This window comes from Amycolatopsis solani (assembly GCF_033441515.1).
GTDB classification, from domain to species: Bacteria; Actinomycetota; Actinomycetes; order Mycobacteriales; family Pseudonocardiaceae; genus Amycolatopsis; species Amycolatopsis solani.
In genome coordinates this window covers 750,563-772,774 of the sequence record NZ_JAWQJT010000001.1, presented here as the reverse complement: position 1 = coordinate 772,774, position 22,212 = coordinate 750,563, and the positions used below count along the sequence as shown (strand labels likewise).

Sequence of the window (22,212 nt, the reverse complement as noted above, 5' to 3'; positions counted from 1 at the left end):
ATGGAATGGGTCTTCGACGGCGGACGGCCGTGCCTCGACCTCGTCAACACGCTGCGCAGCCGGCACGAGGACGGCGTCGAGCTGCTGACCGGGCCCGACGCGCTGGCGGAATGGCTGTCACTGGCGGGTTTCACGGCGGGGCGGGTCCCGGTGACGGCGGGGAACGTGCTGGCCGCGAAGGCGTTGCGGGAGGCGATCGACCGGGTGCTGCTCCCACCCGAGGAGCCTTCGGGGATGGACATCGAGCTGGTGAACAACGCGGCGGCGTCGGCGCCTTCCCCGCCGCCGCGCTTGGCACTGGTGGGCGGGGTGCTGCGACGCGAGGTCCCGGCCCCGAAGGACCCGGTGGCGTCGGCGTTCGCGGCACTGGCCGCGGACGCGATCGACCTGGCCACCGGCGACGCTTCGGTACGGGTGTGCGCGGCGGACGACTGCGGACAGCGCTTCTGCGACGCTTCACCGCGCCGCAACCGCCAGTGGTGTTCGATGTCCCGCTGCGGAAACCGCGCCAAGGCCCGCGCCCACTACGCCCGCCTCACGACCCGCGACACCTGAGCGCAACTTTCCCTATGAAAGTGCCGCGAGGACCGGGCGGAACTTTCATAGGGAAAGTGCCGCTCGGTCAGGGCTTCGCGCCGGGGCCGTTGCCACCCACCAGGCGGCGGTAGGCGCCCGGGTGGGCGCGGAACCAGACGTTCAGCTTGCCGATCCAGCGCATGTGGGCGGTCCGCAGGCCGGGCGGGAGCGGGGTCGCGAGCAGGCGCACCACCCGCGCGGAGCGGTCGAAGCGCCGCTGGTCGCGCGCGGTCCATGCGAGGCCGAGGCGATCGCGAAGGACCGGTGGCAGCGTCGCGCGGATCAGGAACAGCTGTCCCCGCGCCTGCGCCCGCCGCAGCGGGAGCCACCACCGGTCGGGCAGCCAGCCGACCGGCTTCCGGACCGTCTCGATCGTCTCGAAGAGCTGGTCGATCGTCGGGTTGCCGGCGAACCCGGCCACCATTTCGTCGTAGTAGCGCGAGAAAGCCGCCCAATCCGGCGGCAGATCGCGCTCCCGCACGCCGAGCAGACGCCCGATGTCGCACATCTGCGCGTAATACTCGTCGAGCTCCGAAGTGGACAGCGGGCGGCCGAAGAACCGTTGTGCGTCAACGGGAACCATCACCAAGGTCGCGTGCACCCACGCGTACGCCAACGGGTCGAGCGCGCTGTACCGGCGTCCGTCCGAAAGGGACCCCGCGAACGACCGGTGCAACGCACGCAGCCGCGCCGCTTCCACGCGCGCACCGGAAACCCCGCCATAGACGTAGATCGACAGCGACGCGCCCGTCCGCATCAGCCGCGTCCACGGGTCCGACGTGTAGTCCGAATGATCGCGCACGCCCGCCGCGACGACCGGGTGCGCCACCTGCAGCACCAGTACCTGACCCGCCAGGAGCGCGTCGCGGAAGTCGCCGAAGTACTTCCACGCCGCCGTGCCGCGGACGATCTCCCGCGTCATCCAGCCCCGCGGATCAGCATCATCAGGGGGCCGGCCACCGGGGTGTCCGTCTCGCCCGTCGCCAGGCGGCGCAGCTGGAGCCCGGCGATCAGCGCCACCACCGGCCCGGCCAGCCGGCCCGGGTCCGGCACCCCGAGGGCTTCCAGGATCGTCACGGCCAGTTCGTCGTACGCCGCGAAGCAGCGCGAAGAGGCTTCGTGCAGGCCGGGATCGCGGGCGGACTGGAGGTACAGCTCGTGCGCGCCGAGCTCGTCGGCGCCGAACGGCAGTTGCGCGATCACGTGCTCGACCACCGACGCCGCCTGCTCGATGCTCAAGCCCGCCGCGCGGTAGCCGTCGACGATCGCGCCGAGCTTCGCCGTCTCCTCCTCGACGAACAGCAGCATCGCCTCGCGCAGCAACGCCGTCTGGCTCGGGAAGTGGTAGGTCAGCGTGCCGAGCGAGACGCCGGCGGCGGCCACGATCCGACGGTTCGTCAGCCCGCCGACGCCGTGTTCGCCGACGACCGTCAGCGCGCCGCGCAGGATGGCTTCCCGGGTGCTTACCAGCTTGTCTCGGGATGCCGCTCCGGCCACCGTTCGACCTCTTCCAGTTGCGCGGCGAGGGAGATCAGCCGCTCCTCGGCGTGCGACGGGCCGAGCAGTTGCGCGCCCAGTGGCAGCCCGGCCGCCGTCTGCCCGGCCGGGACGTTGACCCCCGGCCAGCCCAGCACGTTCCACGGCCAAGCGTACGGGCAGGCGGCGATCATGGCCTGGTCGGTCTCCCAGCCGGACAGCCCGTCGAACGTGCCGATCGGCGGCGGCGGGGTCGCGGTGGTCGGCGTCAGCAGCACGTCGACGCGGCCGAACACCGAGCCGATCCGCCGGTGCAGTCCCGGCTCGAGCGCGCGGGCGAGCCGCAGCGCGGGACCGGCCAGCAGCCGGCCGTGGCCGGCGTTGCTGCGCGTGCGCGGGTCGAGCCCGGCGCGGTCGGGCACCCGCAGCGTCCAGTCGCGGACGCCGGTGAGCGAGCGGGGGAGGAACGTCAGGCCGATCAGCCCGTAGTCCGGTTCGACTTCGACGATCTCGTGGCCCAGCCCGGCCAGCGATTCGGCGAGCCGCCGCACGTTCGCCTCGACGACCGGGTCGAGCCGGGTCCTGGTGGCGGTGAACGGGATCCGCGTCGACAGCCCGATCCGCAGCCGGCCGGGTTCGCGGGCGGCGGCGGTCCGGAACGCGCTCCCGGTGTCCGCGACGACGTCGAGCAGCAGTGCGGCGTCGCCGACCGTGCGGGCGAGCGGGCCCAGCACGGTCAGGCCGTGGAACAGCTCGCCGCCGGTCGGAATCCGGCCGCGCTGGGTTTTGATGCCGACGAGCCCGGTCCACGCGGCCGGGATGCGCACCGACCCGGCGCCGTCGGAACCGAGCGCGGCCGCGATGACCCCCGACGCCACCGCGGCCGCGCTCCCGCCTGAAGAACCCCCTGGGGTGTGGTCCGGGTGCCACGGGTTGCGCGTCGCACCGAAGGCCGGGCCCTCGGTGAACGGCCACTGGCCCAGCTCGGGGGTGTTGGTCTTGCCGATGATGACGGCGCCGGCCGCCCGCAGCAGCGCGACGGCGGGCGCGTCGGATGTCGCGACCGGGAACTCGCCGGCGCAGCCGAAGGAGGTCGGCAGGCCGACGAGGTCGACGTCGTCCTTGATCGCGATCGGCACGCCGAGCAGCGGCGCGCGGTCGCCGGCCCGGAGCCGTTCGTCAGCTTCGGCCGCTTCGACGAGCGCCGCTTCGTCGCGCAGGTACCGGAAGGCGTTGAGGGTCGGCTGGCTAGCGTGCGCGCGCCCGAGCGCGGTCGCGGTCAGCTCGGCCGAGGTGACTTCCCCGGCGGCGAGCCGCGCGGCCTGCGCGGCGAGACCGGTGAAGTCGAGGCTCGTTGCGGTCATGGCACCTCCCGGGCGCTCTCGTTCGTTCGAACGAACGTTACCGGATACCGATGGTTTCCGGCTACTCCCCGGGCGCTCTAGAGTGGGTTGATGACGTTCGACTTCGCCGGGTTCCCCGCCGCCGCCCTCGACGCGATCCCCCGGGTCGACCTCGGTGGCTGGCCGACGCCGTTGCACGAAGCGCCCCGGCTCGGCGAAGCGCTCGGCCTGCGGAACCTCTGGCTGAAGCGCGACGACGTCCACCCGCTCGGCGCCGGTGGCAACAAGCTCCGCAAGCTCGAATACCACCTCGGCGCCGCTCGCGAGGCCGGCGCCGACACCGTGATCACGTTCGGCGCGCTCCAGACCAACCACGGCCGCCAGACCGCCGCCGCGTGCGCGAAGCTCGGCCTGCGCTGCGAACTCGTGCTCACCGCGAAGGTCCCGCGCGACGGCGACGCCTACGAACGCGGCGGCAACATCCCGCTGGACAAGCTCTTCGGCGCGACCGTCCACGTCTGCGCCGACGGCGAGGAGACCGGCCGCGTCTACGACCGCCTGGTCGCCGAAGCCGCCGCCGAGGGTCGGAAGGTCGCGACCGTGCCGGTCGGCGGCTCGAACGACCTCGGCGCGCTCGGCTACGTCCGCGCCACGTACGAACTCGCGAAGCAGCTGGAAGAACGCGGTGTCGAACGCGCTCACCTCGTCGTCCCGCACGCGAGCGGCGGCACCGCGGCTGGGGTCGTGCTGGCGACGTCGCTGCTGAAGAACCTCGGCGTCGGCGTCGCCTGCGTCAGCCACCCGCTCGACGAGGCCACCGAAAACCTGCGCGAACTCACCGCCGGCGCGGCCAAGCTGCTCGGCGTCGCACCGCCGTCGTTCGACCACGTCCGGCTGGGCGACTCCACGCTCGGCCCCGGCTACGGGATCCCGACCGACGCCGTCTGGCACGCGCTACGGCTTTTCGGCCGCACCGAGGGCGTCGTGCTCGATCCGGTCTACACCGGCAAGGTGGCCGCCGCGCTGGTCGAATGGGCGGGCCACTTCGCCCCGGACGACCACGTGGTGTTCCTGCACACCGGCGGCATGCCCGGCCTGTACGGCTACGCGCCCGAATTCGCGGCGGCCGTCGAAGGCTGATTCGAGCCGGGTCGCCAGCCGCAGCAGCGTCAGCAGCAGGCCGACGTCGGCGAGCAGCAGCAGCCGCTGGGTGACGCCGATCGGGACGACGTCGGAGACCACGCCGAACGGCTCGATGCCGGCCTCGCTCAGCCGCACGAAGAGGAAGCTCAGCGCGAAGAACGCGAACGCCGCCGCGCTCACCCGGATCGCCCGGACCACGGCGACGCGTTCCGGGTGGCCCTTCAGCGGTTCCAGCAGCGAAATCGCGGCGCCGGGCAGGCTGCAGAACGCGACCAAGCACGCGTAGAGGTGGATTTCGCCGCTCACGGGGTCCGGCGCTTCGGGGTAGCTGGCCGGGAAGATCGCCGCTGCGGCCATGCCCAGCGCCCACAACGCGAGCAGCAGCCGGGTCGTCCGCGACAGCGGGACCCCGGCGACCTGCAGCGCGCCGAGCACCGCGAGCGACCCGATGGCCAGCGACAGCACGCTCGCCGCGAGCATGCCTTCGCCGCGATCGGTCACCGTGTAGCTCGAGAGCGTGTCGTACACCGGGTCGTGCGAGCTGATGATGTGCAGCACCACGGCGGTGAAGAGGCCCCACCCGATCGCGCCCAGCGCGACGAGCCGCCATGGTCTCGTGCGCTTCCCCTGTTCCGTCCCCATGCCGTCCAGGTTCTCGGAGAACGGCACGGTGGGTGATCAGGGAAGACCCTGAATTCCCCCGGAGGTGAAGTCGACGAGCACGAGCGCCTGGTCGTCGTGGCGCTTCGGCCGCGGCCAGCGCTCGCCGTCCGGATCCTGCTTTTCCGCGGTCCGGACGGCGTCCAGGACGGCGTCCGGACCGTCGGTGCGCGCGATCTCGAGGACTTCGCGCCAGCCGAACAGCTCGTACTGGTCGACGCCGATGGACACGCCGTCGCTGGCGAGCAGCACGGCTTCGACGTCCGCCCGCGCCCAGCTGCGGCGCACGGCGTGCGCGGCGGCGCCGGGCTCGGCTTCGGCGACCCAGAACCCGTCGTGCGCGTTGCGACGGCGGCGGACGTCGGCGCCGGTCTGGAGCAGCCCGCGCCGCCGCAGCCGGGCGAGCCGGTCGTCGGAGACGACGTCGACGCCGAAGCGCCCGAACGCGGCCACCGGGCTGTCGGCGAGCACCAGCGCGTCGACGCGGTCGTCGAGCCACCGCACGGCCGCGACCGTGCTGGAGGGTGAGTGGCGGGGAAGCAGCCGGTTGTCGGCGGTGACCTCGCCGATCGCACGGGTCAGCGCCTCGGCCAGGTCGGCTTCGGGCGCGGCGCGGAGGCCGTCGCCGAGGTGCCGGGCGAGGCGCTCGGCGTACCAGCCGCCGGGGGGTTGTGAGGGGTCCGACGAGGTGGCGCCGTCGAGGACCAGCACCGCGTTGTCCAGCACGACGACGTGGTCCTCGGTGGGGCGCGGGTGGCCGTCGGCGCCCACCCCGGCCCGCTCGGCGATCGCGATCTCGGGCATCACCCGACTGTACGTCGACCCTCCGGCGGCTTCGCGCTGAGCGCGCCGGTGCCGGCCCGGCCTCGGCTGGGCGCAGGACTTCGGCTAGCCAGACTGGGGAGGTGGCCGCCCCAAGCGCCCCAATGTGGCGTTGGTTGCGTCCAACGCACCGAACGCCACATTGGGTGCATTCGGGACCAGAACACCAGGCCCCACCAGTCGAAGCGATCAAACCCGCTCGCATCAAGCGTCAACTTCAGTTGACAGACTCATGATGTCAACGTAGGTTGACAGCATGACGGAAGCGACGGATTTGGCCGCCCGGGCCGGTGATCGCGATCCCCGGGTGGGGCTGCGCGCGGTCGCCGCGCTTCGGCGGCTGCTGGAACAACTGGAGGCCGTGCAGGTGCGCAGTGCGCGGGTGCAGGGCTGGTCGTGGCAGGAAATCGCCGCCGAGCTGGGGGTCAGCCGGCAGGCCGTGCACAAGAAGTACGGGAGGCACTGATGTTCGAACGGTTCACGGCGGACGCGCGGCTCGCGGTCGTCGAGGCGCAGATGACCGCGCGGCAGTCCGGCTCGGTGCGGGTCGAGCCGTCGGACCTGCTGGCCGGGCTGCTCAAGACCGGCTTGCCGCTGCTCACCGAGCTGGGCATCGCCACCGACGACCTGGCCGCGGAACTGGAACGGACCCGGCGCCGCGGCGGGGTCAGCGACGCCGACGCCGAGGCGCTCACGGAGTTCGGGATCGACGTCGAGCAGATCGTCGAGCGCGTCGAGCAGACCCACGGCGAAGGGGCTCTGGCCGGTCGGCTCGGTCCGGCCAAGCGTGGGCACGTCCCGTTCACCGCCCAGTCGAAGAAGACCTTGGAGCTGAGTCTCAAGGAAGCGGTGCGGATGGGGGACAAGCACCTGGGGCAGGAGCACATCCTGCTCGCGCTCGCCCAGCAGCGCGGCACCGACGACGTCCTCGCCCGGCGCGGCGCCGACTACGCGACGCTGCGCCGGGTCGTCCAGCAGCGCAAAGCCGGTTAGGCGACGGGCTCGCGCCACACCACGTACGGCAGCAGCGCCTGGGTCAGCGGGCCGATCGCCAGCGCGTAGAGCACGGTGCCGACGCCGACCGTCCCGCCGAGGAAGAAGCCGACGACGACCACGGTGACCTCGATGCCGGTGCGCACCAGGCGGACCGACCAGCCGGTGCGGCCCGCGAGGCCGGTCATCAGGCCGTCGCGCGGACCCGGGCCGAGCCGCGCGCCGACGTAGGTCGCGGTGGCGACGCCGTTGAGCACGATGCCTCCGACCAGCAGCGCGATCTGCCAGGCCAGCTCGTGCTGGTCGGGGACCACCGCGCGGACGGCGTCGACCATCACCGAGATGACGACGACGTTCGCGATGGTGCCGATGCCGGGCCGCTGGCGCAGCGGGATCCACACCAGGAGCACGACCACCGAAATCAGGCCGGTCACGGTGCCGAACGTCAGGCCGGTGTGCTTCAGGACGCCTTCGGCCAGCACGCTCCACGGTTCGAGGCCGAGGCCGGCCCGGGTGACGAGGGCGACGCTGGTGCCGTAGAGGGCGAGGCCCGCGAGCAGCTGCACGCTGCGGCGGGCGGGGTCACGGGTGATCCGGACGGGCCGGAGGTCGATCTGAGCCACACCTGCACTATCCGCCGCAAGTGGCCTTGTAAACCATAGCCAATTCCAGGATATTGGCCTTATGGAAGCCGCAGTCCCACTGGGTGGACGCATCTCCGGGCCGCGATTGGCCGTCATGCTGGGCTCCTGGCGCCAAGGCTCCCGGCAAGGCGCGGCCGACCTGGCCGCGGCCATCGAGCTGCAGGTGCTCGACGGCCAGCTCCCGCTCGGCACCCGGCTGCCCGCCGAACGGGAGCTCGCCGACGCGCTCGGCGCCAGCCGGACGCTGATCGGCGCGGCGCTGGACCGGTTGCGGGAGAACGGGTTCGTCGCGAGCCGGCGCGGCGCGGGGTCGTGGGTCGCCGCGCCGGGACGGCGGGGCCGCGGCCCGCTCGCGCCGGTCGGCGGCGGCTCGATCGACTTCACCCACGCGTCCTCGCCGGCGATCGCGGGCACGGCCGCGGCCGTCGACACGGCCCGTGGGCTGCTCACCGCCCACCTCGGCGACCACGGCTACCAGGAACGCGGCTTGCTGGGCCTGCGCGAGCGGATCGCCCGCCGCTACACCGAACGCGGGCTGCCGACGACCCCCGCGCAGGTCATGGTCACCAACGGCGCGCACCACGCGTTCGTGCTGGTCCTGCGCATGCTCGCCGGGCCGGGCGACCGGGTGCTGGTCGAGCAGCCGACATACCCGAACGCGCTGGAGGCGATCCGCGCCGCGCACGCGATCCCGGTGCCGGTCGCGCTCGACCCGAGCGGCGAGCGCGGCTGGGACATCGCCGGTGTCGACGCGGCGCTGCGGCAGGCGTCGCCGCGGTTCGCCTACCTCGTCGTCGACTTCCAGAACCCGACCGGCCTGCGCCTGGACGCCGTCGGCCGCGACCGGCTCGGCACGGTGCTCAGCCGAGCCCGGACCCCGGTCGTCGTCGACGAGACGCTCGTGGAGCTGGACCTCGAGGGCGATCCGCTGCACGGGCCGCCGCCGCTGGCCGCGTTCGCCGGTGACCTGGCGATCTGTGTGGGGTCGGCGTCGAAAACGCACTGGGGCGGGCTGCGGCTCGGCTGGATCCGCGCGTCGGAGGACCTGCTCGGCCGGCTGGTTTCGGCGCGCTACGCGGTCGACCTGGGCTCACCGGTGTTCGAGCAGCTCGTGCTGACCGAGCTGCTCGACGACGAGAGCGCGCTGACCCGCCGCCGCGAGGAGCTGCGCGGCTACCGCGACGCGCTGGCCGGCTTCGTGCGGCAGCACCTGCCGGACTGGACGTTCACGCTGCCGAAGGGCGGCCTGTCGCTGTGGTGCCGGATGCCGGAGCCGGTGAGCTCCCGCCTCGCGGTCGCGGCGGCGGGCCACGGCGTCCAGGTGGCGCCGGGCTCGCGCTTCGGCGTCCACGGCGGCTTGGAGCGCTGGCTCCGGCTGCCGTTCTCGCTGCCGCCGGAAACGATGGAACAGGCCGTCCGCCGCCTGAGCACGGCGGAAGCGTCGGTCCGCGGCACGCCGGAGTCGCTGGCCGCGCCGATCGCCTGAAACGACGAACCGGTGCGCTGGATGCGAGCCTGCTCCCAGGGATGGGCGGCGTTCATGTGCATCCAGCGCACCGGTTCGCGGTTCACACCCCCGCTCGCGGACGTGACCCCGCTCGCGGGTAACCGCTGGCTTCCCGGCACAGCCCCTCGACGTGCCGGGAAGCCCGCGGCTCAGACGTGCTCTCGGTACTGCGAGTCCTCGCTCGGCGCGGTGAGCAAGGGCTCCCGGAGCGCGTCCGGTGTGGGTCCCGGCGCCGCGGGGGCCGCGCGGCGCCGGGACCGGGATCCGACCCGGCCGGGCGCGGTCGGCCGGTCGGAAAGACTGTGGTTTCGCATGGTTGTGCACCCCTGGCGTACGTCGGGCGCGCGAGCGCGCCGCGAGACGTGAAAGAGTCACGGATTGCGTACTGGAGCAGGGGATTCGTCACGCATCAACGGCGTGGAAGTGCGTCCAGTTGATCTTGATTTGGACGCAGGTGTCCCCGGCTGCCCGGTGCGGGGTCAGTCGGGGGAGGTGGTGGGCAGGGCGGCTTCCCTGCCCGCGCCGTCGACGTCGTGGTCGCGGCTGGCACCGATGAGCTTCAGCTGGGTGGTGGTGACGTCGTCGGTGTGGACGGCGAACGCGTGACGCGCGCCGCCGGGACCGTCGTGGCCGGGGGCGGCGGTGGGTGCCGGCGCGCTCGGGGCGGTGGTGCCGCCGGGCAGGCCGGGAGTGGTGTCGCCGCCGCCTTCGCGGGCGTGCACGCCGGAGTCGCGCGGCTGTTCCGGCCTGGGCTGCTGCGGCTGCACGTGCCGCACGACGACGAAGTGCGTGGTGGCGCGGCCGGTGCTCTGCGACTCGGCTTCGACGGCCGCGGTCTGGACGGCGGTGGCGGGCGCCTCGGTCGTCGTCGTCGCGACGACGGTGGTCGCGACCGGGACGGTGGCGGTCGCGCCGCCCGAGTTCGAGCCGCCGTTGAGGATCGGGCCGAGGACGTCGTCGAGCGGGAGCAGGACGGGCGCGTCGGGGTTGTTCGCGGGCGGCTGGGTGAGCGGTGCGAGGACGGTGTGGGAGAGCGTGTCCGTGACGACGCCGACCGTGCTCGTGACCGTGGTGAGGGTGCCGCCGACCACGTTGAGGACCCCGCCGACCAGGCCGCCGAGGAGGCCGGCGTTCTGGGTGGCCGGGGTCTCGGTGGCGTGGATCCCGCTGGTCTGGGCCGCGGGCTTCTCGGTGGCGGTGGTGTCTTCGGCCGGCTTGGTCGTCGCGGCCGGCTTGGTCTCGGCCGGTTCGGTGTCGGCCGGCTTGGTCTCGGCCGTGGACTCGCTGTCGGCCCTGGACTCGGTGGCCGGGGTTTCGGCAGGGTCGCTCGGTGCCTGGTCGCCGGTTTCCGGCTGCTGCGCGCAGGTGGCGGCGCCGGTTTCGCGGTGGCTCTTGCGGTGCTTGGCGTGCTTGGCGCTGTGGTGGTCCACAGTGGAAGCGGCGGGAGCCTGCGGGCACGCCGGCTGCTCGGTGGCGCCGGCGGTGTTCCCGGAGAGGGTGGCGGTGAGCAGCCACCCGGCGAGCGTCAGGCCCCCGGCGACGAGGATCTTGGCGGCCGGCCGCTGCAGCGCACCCGCCCACGGCCGTGGCGCCCGCCCGCGCGCGCGAGGCGATCCCGGCGCGGACGCGTGGCCCGCGACGAGCGCGACCTTGCCCCGGCGCCTCGGTTCGGCGGCCTGGCCTGCGAGGTGCGTACCGGGTGCGAAAGCCCTTTCGCCGGGATCTTCACCCGCTGTGAACGCCGTCCGGGGGGAGGCGTGGGTTTCGGGGGCACGGGTTTCGGGGGCGTCGTGGCGTGCGTTCGCCGTGCTGCTCACCGCCACCACCACCGTCCGCGCCTGAAGTCTGTTCTCGCTGGGGTCTTTCTCCGGCCAGGTCGCAGTTCCCCCGGGGCTGCACTCTTTCTAGCACCGCTCGGGAGTCTTTCATCTCTCCCGCGTTCGATCCAGCCCGTAAGGCGGAACGGCCCTACCGGGCAAGGTATCTGCGGCCGACAAGTTGATCACTCTCAGTGCCGTTCGGGTGTTCTCGTGCGGCCATTCGGAGGAGTCGTGCAATTTACCCGGCCGGCCGTTGACCTGATGTTTCCGCGAATGCGCTCGCCTTCGGTATCACTTCGGAAACGGTGGGTGCCCGAGCCGGGCCGCTTCCGGGATGTGGGACACGCCTCGAGTCGTCAGACCAGTTTGCGCAATCGGGTGATGGCTTCGTCGATGACTTCGTTGCGCTTGCAGAACGCGAAACGCAGGAGGTGTTTCCACTCGTCCGGGTGATCCGTGAACACCTTCACGGGCACCGCGGCGACTCCGACGCGGCCGGGGAGTTCCCACGCGAGGTCGGCGGCGTCGGTGAAGCCCAGCGGCCGGACGTCGACGCACACGAAGTACGTGCCGGCCGTCGGGCGGACCGCGAAACCCGCTTCGGCGAGGCCCGCCGACAGCCGGTCGCGCTTCTCCGCCAGGGAGTCGCGCAAGCCGTCGACCCAAGGGAGCTCGTGGTCGAGTGCGTGCGCCACCGCCGGCTGCAGCGGGCCGCCGGAGACGAACGTGATGAACTGCTTCGCCGCCTTCACGGCCGCGACCAGCTCCGGGGTCGAGCAGACCCAGCCGATCTTCCAGCCGGTGCAGTTGAACGTCTTGCCCGCGCTCGAGATGCTCACCGTCCGCGGCCGCATGCCGGGCAGCGTGACCAGCGGGATGTGCTCCGCGTCGTCGAACACCAGGTGCTCGTAGACCTCGTCGCAGATCGCGATCAGGTCGTGCTCGACGCACAGCGCCGCCAGCGCTTCCAGCTCGGCGCGGGTGAACACCGTGCCGGTCGGGTTGTGCGGCGAGTTGACCAGGATCGCCCTGGTCCGGGGCGTGACGGCGGCGCGCAGCCCCTCGACGTCGAGGCCGAAGCGGCCGTCCTCGCCCTCGACCAGCCCGACGACCCGGCGCTCGGCGCCCGCCATCGCGACCGCGGCGGCGTAGGAGTCGTAGTAGGGCTCGATGACGATGACCTCGTCGCCGGCTTCGGTCAGCGCGAGCAGCGTCGCGGTGATGGCCTCGGTCGCGCCCGCGGTGACGAGGATCTCCGTGTCCGGGTCGTACTCGGTGCCGTAGCGCAGCCGGTGCCGCGCGATCGCGGCCCGCAGCTCCGGGCGCCCGGGACCGGGCGGGTACTGGTTGGCGCCGCCGAACAGGGCGTTCTTGGCGGCGTCGAGCATGCCGGCCGGGCCGTCGGTGTCCGGGAAGCCCTGGCCGAGGTTGACGGCGTCGTGCTTGACGGCCAGCGCGGTCATCTCGGCGAAGATGGTCGAGGTGAACGGCCGGAGGCGGGGGACGAGAGCAGGTTCGCGCACGATCAGCCATCCTCACGGACAATGGCGATGTGGAGCAACTGACCCCCGCCAAGGTGACGCCCGCCGACCCGCCGGGCGGCGCAGCCGGCGAAGCGGAAAAGCGGCGCGCGCTGCGCAAGATGAAGCTGGTCGCGCTGTCGTTCCTGATCGGCGCCACCGTCGTGTTCCTGCTGACGAGCTGGGCGCAGTCGGCAGGCTGGCCGGGCTGGGTCGGCTACGTGCGCGCGGCCGCCGAAGCCGGCATGGTCGGCGCGCTGGCCGACTGGTTCGCCGTCACGGCGCTGTTCCGGCACCCGCTCGGGCTGAAGATCCCGCACACGGCGATCATCCCGAACAAGAAGGACGCCCTCGGCAACAGCCTCGGCGACTTCGTCGGCTCGAACTTCCTGTCCGAGGAGGTCGTGCGCGACAAGCTCAAGCGCGTCGAGCTCGCGCGGCGGCTCGGCGGGTGGCTGGCGCAGGAGGACAACGCCGAGCGCGTGACGTCCGAGCTGGCCACGGTGGTCCGCGCGGCGGTCAAGGTGCTCCGCGACGAGGACGTCCAGGCGATCATGGAGCAGGCGGTCGCGCGGCGGATCATCGACAAGCCGTGGGGCCCGCCGCTGGGCAAGATCCTCCAGGGCGTCTTCGCCGACGGCGCGCACCACAAGCTGGTGGACCTGATGTGCGACCGCGCGTACGAGTGGGTCCGCGACAACCACACGACGATGCTGCGCGTGGTCTCGGACCGGGCGCCGAGCTGGTCGCCGAAGTTCGTCGACGAGATGCTCGCGGACAAGGTGTACGGCGAGGTCCTGTCGTTCGCGTGGGCGGTCAAGACCGACGTCAACCACCCGATGCGGCTGGCACTGGACAAGTTCCTCGGCGAGTTCGCCCAGGACCTGCAGACCGACCCCGAGGTGATGGCCCGCGCCGAGCAGGTCAAGGGCCAGATCGTGCACCACGAGGAGGTCCAGCGCCTGATCGGCTCGGCGTGGAGCACGGCGAAGGAGATGCTGCTGACAGCGGCCGAGGACCCGTCGAGCGAGCTGCGCCGCCGCGTCCGGCTGGGCTTGATGTCGCTGGGTTCGCGGCTGGTTTCGGATGATCAGCTGCGCGCGAAGGCGGACGGCTGGGTCGAGGGCGCCGCGGCGTACCTGGTGAAGAACTACTCGCGCGAGATCACGACGATCATCACCGACACGGTCGAGCGGTGGGACGCCGAGGAGACGTCGCGGAAGATCGAGCTCCAGGTGGGCCGCGACCTGCAGTTCATCCGGATCAACGGCACGGTGGTGGGCGCGCTGGCCGGGCTGGTCATCTACGCCGTCGCGGAGCTGCTGTTCTGACGGCCGGGAGCTATACCACACCTGGGGGAGCTTCAAACCAGTTGTCCACAGGAAGCTGAGTTATCCCCGGGGTTATCCACAGGTTTTCACGGTGATGGCCTAATGGCTGTCCACAACGTGTGGGGGTGGGGATGGCGGGGGCGTGGATATGTGGTGCCGCGGGGGCGAGTTGTCCACAGCTGTTCGCGGGTTCGTTGCTCGGATGAGAGCTCCGCGCGGGCTGGCTGGATGTCGTGAATGACTCATTCATGTCGTCCGACGACATGAATGAGTCATTCACGACACTCGGACGGCCCGGGTGGCTCGCGAGTCAGGGCAGGACTGGGGCCGGCCGCGGCGCCGGTCCGCGGGCTTCGGCCGAGCGTGGAGCTGGTCAGCCGGCCGCGCGGGAAGGGCGCCGGGCCGCGAGCTTCGGCCTTGCGTGGAGCTGGTCAGCTGGCCGGCCAGCCGCGGCGCCGGTCCGCGACCTCGGCCGAGCGTGGAGCCGGTCAGCCGACCGCGCGGAAGGGCGCCGGGCCGCGAACTTCGGCCGCGAACCGGGGCGGAGTCAGTCGGCTGCGCGGGAAAGGGTGGCGGTCCGCGAACCTCGGGCGAGCGTGGAGCGGGTCAGCCGGCTGCGGCGGTGCGGGCTCGCCAGCCGCGGGCCTTCTCGCGGTTGCCGCACACCCGCATGGAGCACCACGTGCGGGAACGGTTGCGGGACTCGTCGTAGAACGCCCACAGGCACGTGTCCGCCGGGCAGATCTTCAGCCGGATCCAGTCGCCGCGGACCACCAGGCGGGCGCAGGCCGCGAACACTGCGCCGATCGCGTCGTCCGCGACCAGGGCCGGGCCGGCGTCGGTCAGGGAAATCCTCGTGCCGACGTCGAGGCTGCCGCCCGGGAGGCGGGGGTCGCCGATCGCCGCGCGCAGGGCGTCGCGGGCCGCGCGGGCTTCGGGGGCCGGGTTCGCCCGCACCGCGTGCCCGGCTGCCCACTCGCGCCACTGCCCGGGATCTTCGAGCAGGTCAGTGCCCTCTTCGACGTTGACCGTGTTGAGGAACTCCACCACGAGGGAGGCGTCGGTGTGCACGTGACAAGTGTACGGCGGCCGGTGGTTGCCCCCGCGTCGGCTAACCCACATAATGCGAACAACGGTTACTTGAAGGGAGTGGCGCGATGAGTGCGGTACCGACGCTGGGCGTGGTGGCCCTCGACTGCCCCGACCCGGTGGCGCTGGCCGGGTTCTACCGGGCGGTGCTGGAGTGGGACGCGCCCGAGGTCGCCGAAGACGGGCACTGGGTGACGCTCGCCAACCCGCTCGGGGGTGCGGGGATCGCGTTCCAGCGGGTGCCCGACCACCGGCCGCCGTCGTGGCCGTCCGCGGAGAACCCGCAGCAGCTGCACCTCGACCTGAACGTCACCGATCTCGAAGCGGCGCACGAGCGCGTGCTCGGCCTCGGCGCGAAACTGCTGGACGACGAGCCGGAGACGTTCCGCGTCTACGCCGATCCGGCCGGGCACCCGTTCTGCCTCTGCGCGTGCTGAGGGACAGCGAGCCCGAACATGCGTAGGCTCTGATGTGTGATTTGTCCGAAGTGTCAGAACCAGATGCGGACCGTCGACAAGAACGGCATCCACATCGACCAGTGCGACGGCTGCCGCGGGATCTTCCTGGACCGCGGTGAGCTCGAGGCGATCGTCGGTGCGGAGAGCTCGTTCTACGGCCAGCAGCCGCCGCAGTACCAGCCCGGTCAGACGGCGCACTACGGCCGTCCCGACTCGCCGCGCCCGTACCGCGGTGGCCACCCGGATTCGCCGAAGGGGTACCGCGGCGGTTATTCGGACTCGCCGCGGCCGCACCGTGGTGGCTACTCGGACTCGCCGCGGCCGCACCGCGGTGGTTACTCCGATTCGCCGCGCCCGTACGGGCACGGTCACCGCAAGCGCAGCTTCCTCGAGAACCTCTTCGACTGAGGTGGGGCTCGACCTGCGGATCTGCCCGGCGTGCGGCGACCGGGCCGACCGCCCGGTCGTCTCCGGCACGACGCTGGAGTGCGCGCGCTGCGGGCACACCTGGCCGTTCCGGAAGCTGCCGCTGTTCGCGCTGACCGGCCCGAGCGGCGCGGGTAAGTCGACGCTCGGACCGCTGCTGGCGTCCCGCTTCGACGGCGAAGTCGTCGTGCTGGAGCAGGACGTCCTCTGGACGGGCGCGCTCCGCGACGACGTCCCGGCGTTCCGCGCGGCCTGGCTCCGGATGGCGGCGATGCTGCACCAGAACGGCCGCCCGGTCGTGCTCTGCGGCACCGTCGCGCCCCCGGAGTTCGAGCCGTTGCCGGAGCGCGCGTTCTTCAGCGACATCCACTACCTCGCGCTGGTGGGCACGCCGGAGTCGCTGCGGGCCCGGCTGCGGGCGCGTCCGGCCTGGCGGGAGTGGGACGAGCCACGGATCGACGAAATGCTCGAGTTCACCGCCTGGCTGCGCTCGTCGGCCGGGGAGCTGGGGGTCGAGCTCCTCGACACGACGGAGGTCTCCACGGAGGCCGCGGCCGACCACGTCGAGAAGTGGATCCGCGCCCGGCTGCCTTAGCCGACGCCGCACTTTCACGTGAAAGTGCGGCCTCGGGTCAGCCGAGCGGCCAGGTGCGGCCGCCGGGTTCGTCGAGCCAGAACTCCTGGCGCGCGCCGGTCACCGTCACGCCGAAGCGCTCGCGGTCCGGCTTGTCGAGCTCGCACCAGTCGACGTAGGCGGCCTCGGCGATTTCCCACAGCGCGCGCGGGCCGCCCTGGGCCACCTCGTCCGCGCCGGCGCGCTTGCGGTGGCGGACCCAGGAGCCGTCCGGGTGGACCAGCGCCACGCCCGGGGTTTCCTCGTCGCCGCCGTCGCGGACCGGCCGGACGCCCGGCAGCGCCAAGCCTGCGAAGAACTCGAACTGACGGCGGGGCTGCAGGACCGCCGACAGCGGCAGCCGCGTCTGCTCCCAGTCCTCGCGCGACGGCATCGGGAGCGGGTCGGCGTGGGGCAGCCGGTGCGCGCGCAGCGGCATGAACCGGCCGTCCCGCGCCAGGACGCGGCCCTGGCCACCGCCGTCGGCGTCCGCGACGAGCCGGATCAGCCCGGCGCCGATCGGGCGGTTCAGCGTCGTCACGACCAGGCCGCCCGGTTTCGTCTGCGCCAGCCACGGGAGCGGGATCGAGGACACCGACGCCGTGCACAGCACGCGGTCGAAGAGCAGGCCGGCCGGGAAGCCGAGTGCGCCGTCGCCCACCGCGCACGCCGGGTGGTGGCCCGCCGCGGCCAGGCGTTCGCGCGCCTGCGCGACGAGCACGGGGTCGATGTCCACGGTGGACACCTGGCCGGCGCCGCAGCGGTGGCTCAGCAGCGCGGCGTTGTAGCCGGTGCCGGTGCCGATCTCGAGCACGCGGTCGCCGTCGCGCACCCGCAGCTCCTCCAGCATGATCGCCATGATCGAGGGCATGCTCGACGAACTCGTCGGCGTGCCCGCCACCGGGCCGTCGCGGCGGGCCAGCGCCCAGCGGTCCGGGTCGTCGTCCAGCTGGGTCACCAGGACGTCGCGCGAGTAGACGGTCTCCAGCCAGCCGGGGTCGGTGTGGTCGACCGCCGCCCACAGGCCGCCCGCCGGCGCGAAGAACCGGGGCAGGAAGACGTGGCGGGGCACCGCGCGGAAGGCGGCGATCCACTCCGGGGCGTGCAGGACGTCCTCGTCGAGCAGGTGCTCGACGAGCCGCCGCCGCAGCCGGGCCGAGCGCGTCATGCGACCACGTTAGCGGTGCGCGTCACACCCGATGGTTGCAAGCAGAGTGCTTGCAATAGCTAGCACCGGCGCGTACCGTCGATGGTGTCGCGAGGAGGTGACCGGATGAAAGAAACCGGTGGGGCCCAGCCAGGATCCGGCAGCCCCATGGAGAAGGTCGCGGACATCGCTTCCGACATCGGCGAGTACATCCGCCAGCAGCGCAACACCGCGAAGATCTCGTTGCGCCAGCTGTCGAAGCTCGCCGGCGTGTCCAACCCGTACCTGAGCCAGATCGAGCGCGGGGTTCGCAAGCCCAGCGCGGAGATCCTGCAGCAGATCGCCAAGGGCCTGCGCATTTCGGCGGAAGCGCTGTACGTGCAGGCCGGGATCCTCGATCTGCCGACGGGCGGACCGGTGGGCGACGCGATCCGCGCCGACGCCGAGCTGACCGAACGGCAGAAGCAGGTCCTGCTCGACGTCTACGAGTCCTTCCGCCGGGAGAACGCCGCGGCACGGCCGGCCGCCGCTCCCGCTCCGGAAACCCCAGACACCACACCAGCCGCAGACACCAAGGAGTCAGCATGACCACCCCGAAGACCGAGGACGTCAAGAAGGCCGTCACCACCGCCATCGACCAGGTCCGCACCCCGCTGCTCGCCGCGCTCGGCGCCGGCAACCTGGCCACGCACGCCGTCACCGACGCCGTCGCGAAGGCCAAGGAGAACGTGACGAAGAGCGGCGAGGCCGCCCGCAAGAACCTGCAGGAGCTGCCGACCGACGTCGAGAGCCTCCGCGAGAAGCTGGACCCGGCCGAGCTGCGCAAGGTCATCGACGAGTACACCGAGGCCGCGCTCAAGCTGTACAACAAGCTGGCCGAGTCGGGCGAGCAGGCGTGGGACAAGTTCGCCGCGCAGCCGCAGGTCAAGAAGGCCATCGAGCAGCTCGAAGAGGCCATCACCACCGCGCAGGGTCAGGTCGAGGGCGTCACCACCGAGGTCCGCGAGCGCGTCGACGGCGTGCTGGGCACCTTCACCAAGCGCACCCGCTCGGTGGGCGAGAAGACCGCCCGCAAGGTGACCGAGGTCGCCGGCGAGGCCGCCGACGCCATCGAGGAGCTGGGTGACGACGTCGCCCACGAGACCCGTTCCGCGAGCCGCAAGGTCGCGAACAAGACGGCTCCGAAGACGGCCGCCCCGGCCCGTCGCACCACCACGAGCGCCGCCGCGAAGAAGCCGGCTGCGCCGAAGACCGACAAGTAAGGCCTTCGTGAACACTCGGCCCCGCCACCGGACCCCGGTGGCGGGGCCGGGGTCGTTCGGGCGGTTTGCCGTAAGCTGTGGCTGTGCTAGTCGCCATCTGGATCCTCCAAGTCGTCCACTGGGGCAGCGCGCTGGTCGGCCTCTTCGCCTTCGTGCACGCGCTCCTGCAGCGCGCCGACGCCTACTCCGCGGCCGACCGCAAGACCAAGCCGATCTGGATGCTGATCACGGGCGCCGCGACGCTCGCCATGGCGCTGTTCGACGTGATGGGTCCCGGGATGATCTTCTGGGTGCCCGCGATGGCCGCCGTCCTGGTCTACATCGTGGACGTCCGGCCCAAGCTGATCGAGGTCCAGCGCGGCGGCTCCAACTGGTAGCTAGGGTGGCGGGGTGACCTGGACGATTGCCGGGAGCCTCACCGTCGTTCCCGCACCCACCCGTACCGACCTGCTCGCCGAGCCCGTCGCCAAGGCGCTGGCCGCGCTCGACGACCCGGACGCCGTCGGCGTCACGGAGATCGACCCTTCGCTGGCCGACACCGCCGCCTTCTGCGAGGCCTACGGCTCGCCGCTCGAGGCGTCCGCGAACTGCGTCGTCGTCGCCGGCAAGCGCGCGGGCGAAGTCCGCTTCGCGGCCGCGCTCGTGCTCGCGACGACCCGCGCCGACGTCAACGGCGTGATCAAGCGCCGCCTCGACGTCCGCAAGGCGTCGTTCGCGCCGATGGACGAAGCCGTCGAACTCACCGGCATGGAGTACGGCGGCATCACGCCCGTCGGCCTGCCGACCGAGTGGCCGATCCTGCTCGACAAGCGGGTCGCGGACGCGCCCGAGCTCGTCATCGGCAGCGGGATCCGAGGCAGCAAGCTGCTGATCTCCGGCGCCGCGCTGGCTTCGCTGCCCGGGGCCGAGGTCATCGAGGACCTCGCCAAGTGACGTCCGTCTGGCTCCGGTACCTGACCGGTGCCGACATCGACTCGCTCGGCATCACGGACGCCGACATCGTCGGCGCGGTCGAGGACGTGCTCGCCGACCACGGCCGCGGCCAGGTCGTCTTCGAGCCGCGTACGCACCTCGTGCCGGACAACGGCGGCAAGGGTCACTTCAACATCCTCCGCGGCCACCTGTCGTCGAAGCAGGTCAGCGGTGTGAAGGTCGTCGGTGACTTCGTGGGGAACTTCGAACGGGGCCTCCCTTCCGAAATGGCGTTGATCCTGCTGCTGGACCCGGACACGGGCATGCCGCGGGCCATCGTCGACGGCACGATGATCACCGAGGCCCGCACCGGCGCGATGACCGCCGTCGGCGCGAAGTACCTGGCGCGCCCGGACTCCCGGGTGCTCGGGCACATCGGCGCCCGCGGTACCGCCTGGTGGAACGTCGTGCTCCTCGACTCGTTGTTCGACTTCGCCGAGATCCGCGTGACCAGCAAGCGCCCGGAGTCCCGCGAGGACTTCGGCCGCCGGCTGTCGGAACGGCTCGGCAAGGACGTCCGCGTCTGCGCCACGGCCGAGGAGACCCTGGACGGCGCGGACATCCAGGTCGAGGCCTCCCGGCTGGTCGAACCCGAAGCGCTGGTGCGCCGCGAGTTCCTCCGGCCGGGCACCTTCCTGGTGCCCTACGGCACGATCAGCGCGCTGGAGCTCACGCTGCTCGACGACATCGACAAGGTCGTGGTCGACGACTGGCGCGAATCCAGGTCCGGCAACCCGCGGTTCGGCGCCCTGCGCCCCCAGCTCAACGCCGGCCTCCTCACCGCGGACGGGGTCCACGCCGAGATCGGCGACGTCGTAGCCGGGAAGAAGCCGGGCCGCGAGCACGACGCCGAGCGGATCCTGTTCTGGCACCGCGGACTGTCCACAACGGACGTCGCGGTGGCGGACATGATCCTCACCCGTGCCGAGGCTTCCGGCGTCGGCACCATGCTGCCGTACCGATGATCGTCAGCGACAGCGGTTTCGCCGACAGTGAACGGTTGATTCTGGACAAACCGCTGGTAGAAGAGCTGCGACGGCGTCGGGAAGAGGTCTTGACGGCGCTCGAATCCGGCGCGCCGATCTACGGCGTCAACACCGGGATGGGCCGGCTGGCGGGGGTCGCGCTCGACGCGCGGCAGCAGGCCGAGCACCAGCGGAACCTGCTGATCGGCCGCGCGGTCGGCGGGCCGCCGTGGCTCCCGCCCGAGGACGTGCGCGCGCTGTTCGTGGCGCGGCTGCGGGATTTCCTGCAGCCGTGGTCGGGCGTGAGCGCGGAGCTGGCGCAGTTCCTGGTGGACCGGCTCAACGACGGGTTCACGCCCGCCGTGCCGCGGTCCGGGCTCGGCAGCTCGGGCGAGATCATCCCGCTGTCGCACGCTTTCCAGACGTTCCTCGGCATCGGCACGGTGCTCGAGGACGGCGTCGAGGTACCGGCTTCTTCCGCGCTCGCTTCGCGGGGGGCCACGCCGTACGTGCTCGGGCCGAAGGAAGGCGCTTCGCTGCTTCAGGGTTCGCCGCTGGCGGTGGTGCACGCGCGGCGCGGCTGGGCCGACGCGCGGCAGCTCATCCGCCTGCAGACGCTCACCGAAGCGATGGCGATCGACGTCCTCGGCGCCCCGCGCGAGGTGTTTTCCCCGCTCATGGCGGGCGGCGACGACCACCTGCGGTCCGTGCTGTCGTCGTTGAGCGGGCTGGCGGGCCCGGGCCCGGTGCGGGCGGGCGTCGTGCAGGCGCCGCTGTCGGTGCGGGTCGCGCCGCGGGCGCTGGCCCACGCTTCGCGCGTCAACGGCGAGCTGGAGTCGGCTTTCCTTCGCTGGCAGACGATGCCGGGGGATTCGCCGTCCTTCGTCGACGGCTCGTTCGTCCCGGGAACGGCCTACCACGCGGTGGACCTGGGCCTCCGGATGGACGCCGTGACGGCGGCGCTGGTCCACCTCGGCGAGGTTTCGGTCCAGCGTCAGCACCGGCTGCTGGACGAGCGCTTCAGTGGGCTCCCGGCGCAGTTGACGACGGATCCGGGACCGCAGGCGGGGTTGGTTCCGCTGCACAAGCGAGCGGTGGGGGAGCTGCACGCGTTGCGACGGCTGGCTTCGCCGGCGACGCTCGGTTCGATGGACACGTCAGCCGGCCAGGAGGACGTGCAGGCGTTCGCGTGGGCGGCGGGCGAGCAGCTGCGGTCGGCGGCCGAGCGGCTTTACGCGATCACGGCTTGTGAGCTGGTCACGGCGTCGCAGGCGCGATGGCTGGCGGCTGACGGGGTTGCGGGGCTGGGGGAGGCGTACGAGTGGGTGCGGTCGGTGGTGCCGGTGGTGGCGGAGGACCGGCCGCTGGGGCCCGAGGTGCGGCGGTTGATCGAGGCACTGCCCGAAGCACTGGGGTGATGGCCGAGCTCACGCCTCGGGCAGGAA

The 22,212-nt window shown here is 72.3% G+C and carries 24 protein-coding genes and 1 pseudogene; 15 read left to right on the top strand and 10 right to left on the bottom strand.

Features of this window, described 5'->3' with window-relative positions:
• Window positions 1–555, top strand: a complete 555-nt coding sequence (locus SD460_RS03890; RefSeq protein ID WP_290057503.1) for a CGNR zinc finger domain-containing protein — start codon at window positions 1–3, stop codon at window positions 553–555.
• A gap of 67 nt (window positions 556–622) precedes the next feature.
• On the opposite strand, the gene SD460_RS03885 is transcribed toward SD460_RS03890, so the two are convergent.
• The 3 genes from SD460_RS03885 to SD460_RS03875 are packed head-to-tail and all read right to left on the bottom strand — an operon-like array spanning window position 623 to window position 3,416.
• Complete coding sequence (locus SD460_RS03885) at window positions 623–1,498, bottom strand: oxygenase MpaB family protein (RefSeq protein WP_290057502.1); 876 nt, start codon at window positions 1,496–1,498, stop codon at window positions 623–625.
• Complete coding sequence (locus tag SD460_RS03880) at window positions 1,495–2,073, bottom strand: TetR/AcrR family transcriptional regulator (RefSeq protein ID WP_290057501.1); 579 nt, start codon at window positions 2,071–2,073, stop codon at window positions 1,495–1,497. The genes SD460_RS03885 and SD460_RS03880 overlap by 4 nt, the downstream gene beginning before the upstream one ends.
• Window positions 2,040–3,416 (bottom strand): amidase, encoded by a 1,377-nt coding sequence (locus SD460_RS03875; protein ID WP_318305922.1) that lies wholly within the window; start codon window positions 3,414–3,416, stop codon window positions 2,040–2,042. The genes SD460_RS03880 and SD460_RS03875 overlap by 34 nt, the downstream gene beginning before the upstream one ends.
• A 90-nt stretch (window positions 3,417–3,506) precedes the next feature.
• Here SD460_RS03875 and SD460_RS03870 point away from each other — a divergent pair, with 90 nt between their 5' ends.
• A complete protein-coding gene (locus SD460_RS03870) occupies window positions 3,507–4,535 on the top strand; it encodes a D-cysteine desulfhydrase family protein (protein WP_290057499.1) in 1,029 nt (342 codons plus the stop codon).
• Window positions 4,536–4,619: 84 nt separating this feature from the next.
• Here the strand turns inward: SD460_RS03870 and SD460_RS03865 are convergent.
• Together SD460_RS03865 and SD460_RS03860 are read right to left on the bottom strand one after the other, a co-directional pair.
• Window positions 4,620–5,180: pseudogene (locus SD460_RS03865) on the bottom strand (DUF998 domain-containing protein); the annotation flags it as partial.
• A gap of 36 nt (window positions 5,181–5,216) precedes the next feature.
• Entirely contained in the window at window positions 5,217–6,002 is a 786-nt protein-coding gene (locus SD460_RS03860) for a protein phosphatase 2C domain-containing protein (RefSeq protein WP_318305921.1), read from the bottom strand.
• A 274-nt stretch (window positions 6,003–6,276) separates the two neighbouring features.
• On the opposite strand from SD460_RS03860, the gene SD460_RS03855 reads away from it, so the two are divergent.
• Both SD460_RS03855 and SD460_RS03850 read left to right on the top strand, forming a co-directional pair.
• Window positions 6,277–6,486: a sigma factor-like helix-turn-helix DNA-binding protein gene (locus SD460_RS03855; protein WP_014154112.1), complete on the top strand. Its 210-nt coding sequence runs from the start codon at window positions 6,277–6,279 to the stop codon at window positions 6,484–6,486.
• Window positions 6,486–7,013 (top strand): Clp protease N-terminal domain-containing protein, encoded by a 528-nt coding sequence (locus SD460_RS03850; protein WP_290059551.1) that lies wholly within the window; start codon window positions 6,486–6,488, stop codon window positions 7,011–7,013. Before SD460_RS03855 ends, SD460_RS03850 begins: the two co-directional genes overlap by 1 nt.
• Here the strand turns inward: SD460_RS03850 and yczE are convergent.
• Entirely contained in the window at window positions 7,010–7,636 is a 627-nt protein-coding gene (gene yczE, locus SD460_RS03845; protein WP_318305920.1) for a membrane protein YczE, read from the bottom strand. The genes SD460_RS03850 and yczE overlap by 4 nt on opposite strands.
• Before the next feature lie 61 nt (window positions 7,637–7,697).
• Here yczE and yczR point away from each other — a divergent pair, with 61 nt between their 5' ends.
• Window positions 7,698–9,143, top strand: coding sequence for a MocR-like transcription factor YczR (gene yczR / locus SD460_RS03840; protein WP_318305919.1), 1,446 nt, complete (start codon window positions 7,698–7,700; stop codon window positions 9,141–9,143).
• Window positions 9,144–9,643: 500 nt separating this feature from the next.
• Here the strand turns inward: yczR and SD460_RS03835 are convergent, their stop codons facing one another.
• Window positions 9,644–10,981 carry a hypothetical protein gene (locus SD460_RS03835; protein WP_318305918.1) on the bottom strand — a complete coding sequence of 446 codons (1,338 nt, stop codon included), beginning with the start codon at window positions 10,979–10,981 and terminating at the stop codon, window positions 9,644–9,646.
• A 359-nt stretch (window positions 10,982–11,340) separates the two neighbouring features.
• Complete coding sequence (locus tag SD460_RS03830) at window positions 11,341–12,507, bottom strand: pyridoxal phosphate-dependent aminotransferase (RefSeq protein ID WP_290060332.1); 1,167 nt, start codon at window positions 12,505–12,507, stop codon at window positions 11,341–11,343.
• 29 nt (window positions 12,508–12,536) lie between these two features.
• Between SD460_RS03830 and SD460_RS03825 the strand changes: the two genes are divergently transcribed.
• A complete protein-coding gene (locus SD460_RS03825) occupies window positions 12,537–13,835 on the top strand; it encodes a DUF445 domain-containing protein (RefSeq protein WP_318305917.1) in 1,299 nt (432 codons plus the stop codon).
• Window positions 13,836–14,441: 606 nt separating this feature from the next.
• On the opposite strand, the gene SD460_RS03820 is transcribed toward SD460_RS03825, so the two are convergent.
• Window positions 14,442–14,906, bottom strand: coding sequence for a CGNR zinc finger domain-containing protein (locus tag SD460_RS03820; RefSeq protein WP_290060335.1), 465 nt, complete (start codon window positions 14,904–14,906; stop codon window positions 14,442–14,444).
• An 86-nt stretch (window positions 14,907–14,992) separates the two neighbouring features.
• Between SD460_RS03820 and SD460_RS03815 the strand changes: the two genes are divergently transcribed.
• The 3 genes from SD460_RS03815 (at window position 14,993) to SD460_RS03805 (ending at window position 16,403) form a co-directional block, all read left to right on the top strand.
• Window positions 14,993–15,361, top strand: coding sequence for a VOC family protein (locus tag SD460_RS03815; protein ID WP_290060336.1), 369 nt, complete (start codon window positions 14,993–14,995; stop codon window positions 15,359–15,361).
• 63 nt (window positions 15,362–15,424) lie between these two features.
• Window positions 15,425–15,790: a TFIIB-type zinc ribbon-containing protein gene (locus tag SD460_RS03810; protein ID WP_438860683.1), complete on the top strand. Its 366-nt coding sequence runs from the start codon at window positions 15,425–15,427 to the stop codon at window positions 15,788–15,790.
• Between the two features lies 1 nt (window position 15,791).
• Window positions 15,792–16,403 (top strand): AAA family ATPase, encoded by a 612-nt coding sequence (locus tag SD460_RS03805; protein WP_290060337.1) that lies wholly within the window; start codon window positions 15,792–15,794, stop codon window positions 16,401–16,403.
• Window positions 16,404–16,440: 37 nt separating this feature from the next.
• Here the strand turns inward: SD460_RS03805 and SD460_RS03800 are convergent, their stop codons facing one another.
• The gene (locus tag SD460_RS03800) at window positions 16,441–17,589 is read right to left on the bottom strand and encodes a methyltransferase domain-containing protein (RefSeq protein ID WP_318305916.1); all 1,149 of its coding nucleotides are present in this window, start codon (window positions 17,587–17,589) and stop codon (window positions 16,441–16,443) included.
• A 147-nt stretch (window positions 17,590–17,736) separates the two neighbouring features.
• Between SD460_RS03800 and SD460_RS03795 the strand changes: the two genes are divergently transcribed.
• The 6 genes from SD460_RS03795 (at window position 17,737) to SD460_RS03770 (ending at window position 22,185) form a co-directional block, all read left to right on the top strand.
• Complete coding sequence (locus tag SD460_RS03795; protein ID WP_290060351.1) at window positions 17,737–18,156, top strand: helix-turn-helix domain-containing protein; 420 nt, start codon at window positions 17,737–17,739, stop codon at window positions 18,154–18,156.
• On the top strand, window positions 18,153–18,830 hold the full coding sequence (locus SD460_RS03790) for a hypothetical protein (protein WP_290060339.1): 678 nt from the start codon (window positions 18,153–18,155) through the stop codon (window positions 18,828–18,830). Before SD460_RS03795 ends, SD460_RS03790 begins: the two co-directional genes overlap by 4 nt.
• Before the next feature lie 83 nt (window positions 18,831–18,913).
• Window positions 18,914–19,207: a DUF2516 family protein gene (locus tag SD460_RS03785; protein WP_290060340.1), complete on the top strand. Its 294-nt coding sequence runs from the start codon at window positions 18,914–18,916 to the stop codon at window positions 19,205–19,207.
• Between the two features lie 13 nt (window positions 19,208–19,220).
• The gene (locus SD460_RS03780) at window positions 19,221–19,763 is read left to right on the top strand and encodes a YbaK/EbsC family protein (protein ID WP_290060341.1); all 543 of its coding nucleotides are present in this window, start codon (window positions 19,221–19,223) and stop codon (window positions 19,761–19,763) included.
• Window positions 19,760–20,767, top strand: a complete 1,008-nt coding sequence (locus SD460_RS03775) for an ornithine cyclodeaminase family protein (protein ID WP_290060342.1) — start codon at window positions 19,760–19,762, stop codon at window positions 20,765–20,767. The genes SD460_RS03780 and SD460_RS03775 overlap by 4 nt, the downstream gene beginning before the upstream one ends.
• Window positions 20,764–22,185: an aromatic amino acid lyase gene (locus tag SD460_RS03770; RefSeq protein WP_290060343.1), complete on the top strand. Its 1,422-nt coding sequence runs from the start codon at window positions 20,764–20,766 to the stop codon at window positions 22,183–22,185. The genes SD460_RS03775 and SD460_RS03770 overlap by 4 nt, the downstream gene beginning before the upstream one ends.
• Window positions 22,186–22,212 lie beyond the last annotated feature (27 nt).

Coding starts and splice junctions, on each gene's coding strand:
- SD460_RS03770 (WP_290060343.1), top strand. CDS start 20,764: ATGATCGTCAGCGACAGCGGTTTCGCCGACAGTGAACGGTTGATTCTG.
- SD460_RS03860 (WP_318305921.1), bottom strand. CDS start 6,002: ATGCCCGAGATCGCGATCGCCGAGCGGGCCGGGGTGGGCGCCGACGGC.
- SD460_RS03875 (WP_318305922.1), bottom strand. CDS start 3,416: ATGACCGCAACGAGCCTCGACTTCACCGGTCTCGCCGCGCAGGCCGCG.
- SD460_RS03800 (WP_318305916.1), bottom strand. CDS start 17,589: ATGACGCGCTCGGCCCGGCTGCGGCGGCGGCTCGTCGAGCACCTGCTC.
- SD460_RS03810 (WP_438860683.1), top strand. CDS start 15,425: ATGCGGACCGTCGACAAGAACGGCATCCACATCGACCAGTGCGACGGC.
- SD460_RS03890 (WP_290057503.1), top strand. CDS start 1: ATGGAATGGGTCTTCGACGGCGGACGGCCGTGCCTCGACCTCGTCAAC.
- SD460_RS03795 (WP_290060351.1), top strand. CDS start 17,737: ATGGAGAAGGTCGCGGACATCGCTTCCGACATCGGCGAGTACATCCGC.
- SD460_RS03885 (WP_290057502.1), bottom strand. CDS start 1,498: ATGACGCGGGAGATCGTCCGCGGCACGGCGGCGTGGAAGTACTTCGGC.
- SD460_RS03790 (WP_290060339.1), top strand. CDS start 18,153: ATGACCACCCCGAAGACCGAGGACGTCAAGAAGGCCGTCACCACCGCC.
- yczR (WP_318305919.1), top strand. CDS start 7,698: ATGGAAGCCGCAGTCCCACTGGGTGGACGCATCTCCGGGCCGCGATTG.
- SD460_RS03815 (WP_290060336.1), top strand. CDS start 14,993: ATGAGTGCGGTACCGACGCTGGGCGTGGTGGCCCTCGACTGCCCCGAC.
- SD460_RS03870 (WP_290057499.1), top strand. CDS start 3,507: ATGACGTTCGACTTCGCCGGGTTCCCCGCCGCCGCCCTCGACGCGATC.
- SD460_RS03850 (WP_290059551.1), top strand. CDS start 6,486: ATGTTCGAACGGTTCACGGCGGACGCGCGGCTCGCGGTCGTCGAGGCG.
- SD460_RS03855 (WP_014154112.1), top strand. CDS start 6,277: ATGACGGAAGCGACGGATTTGGCCGCCCGGGCCGGTGATCGCGATCCC.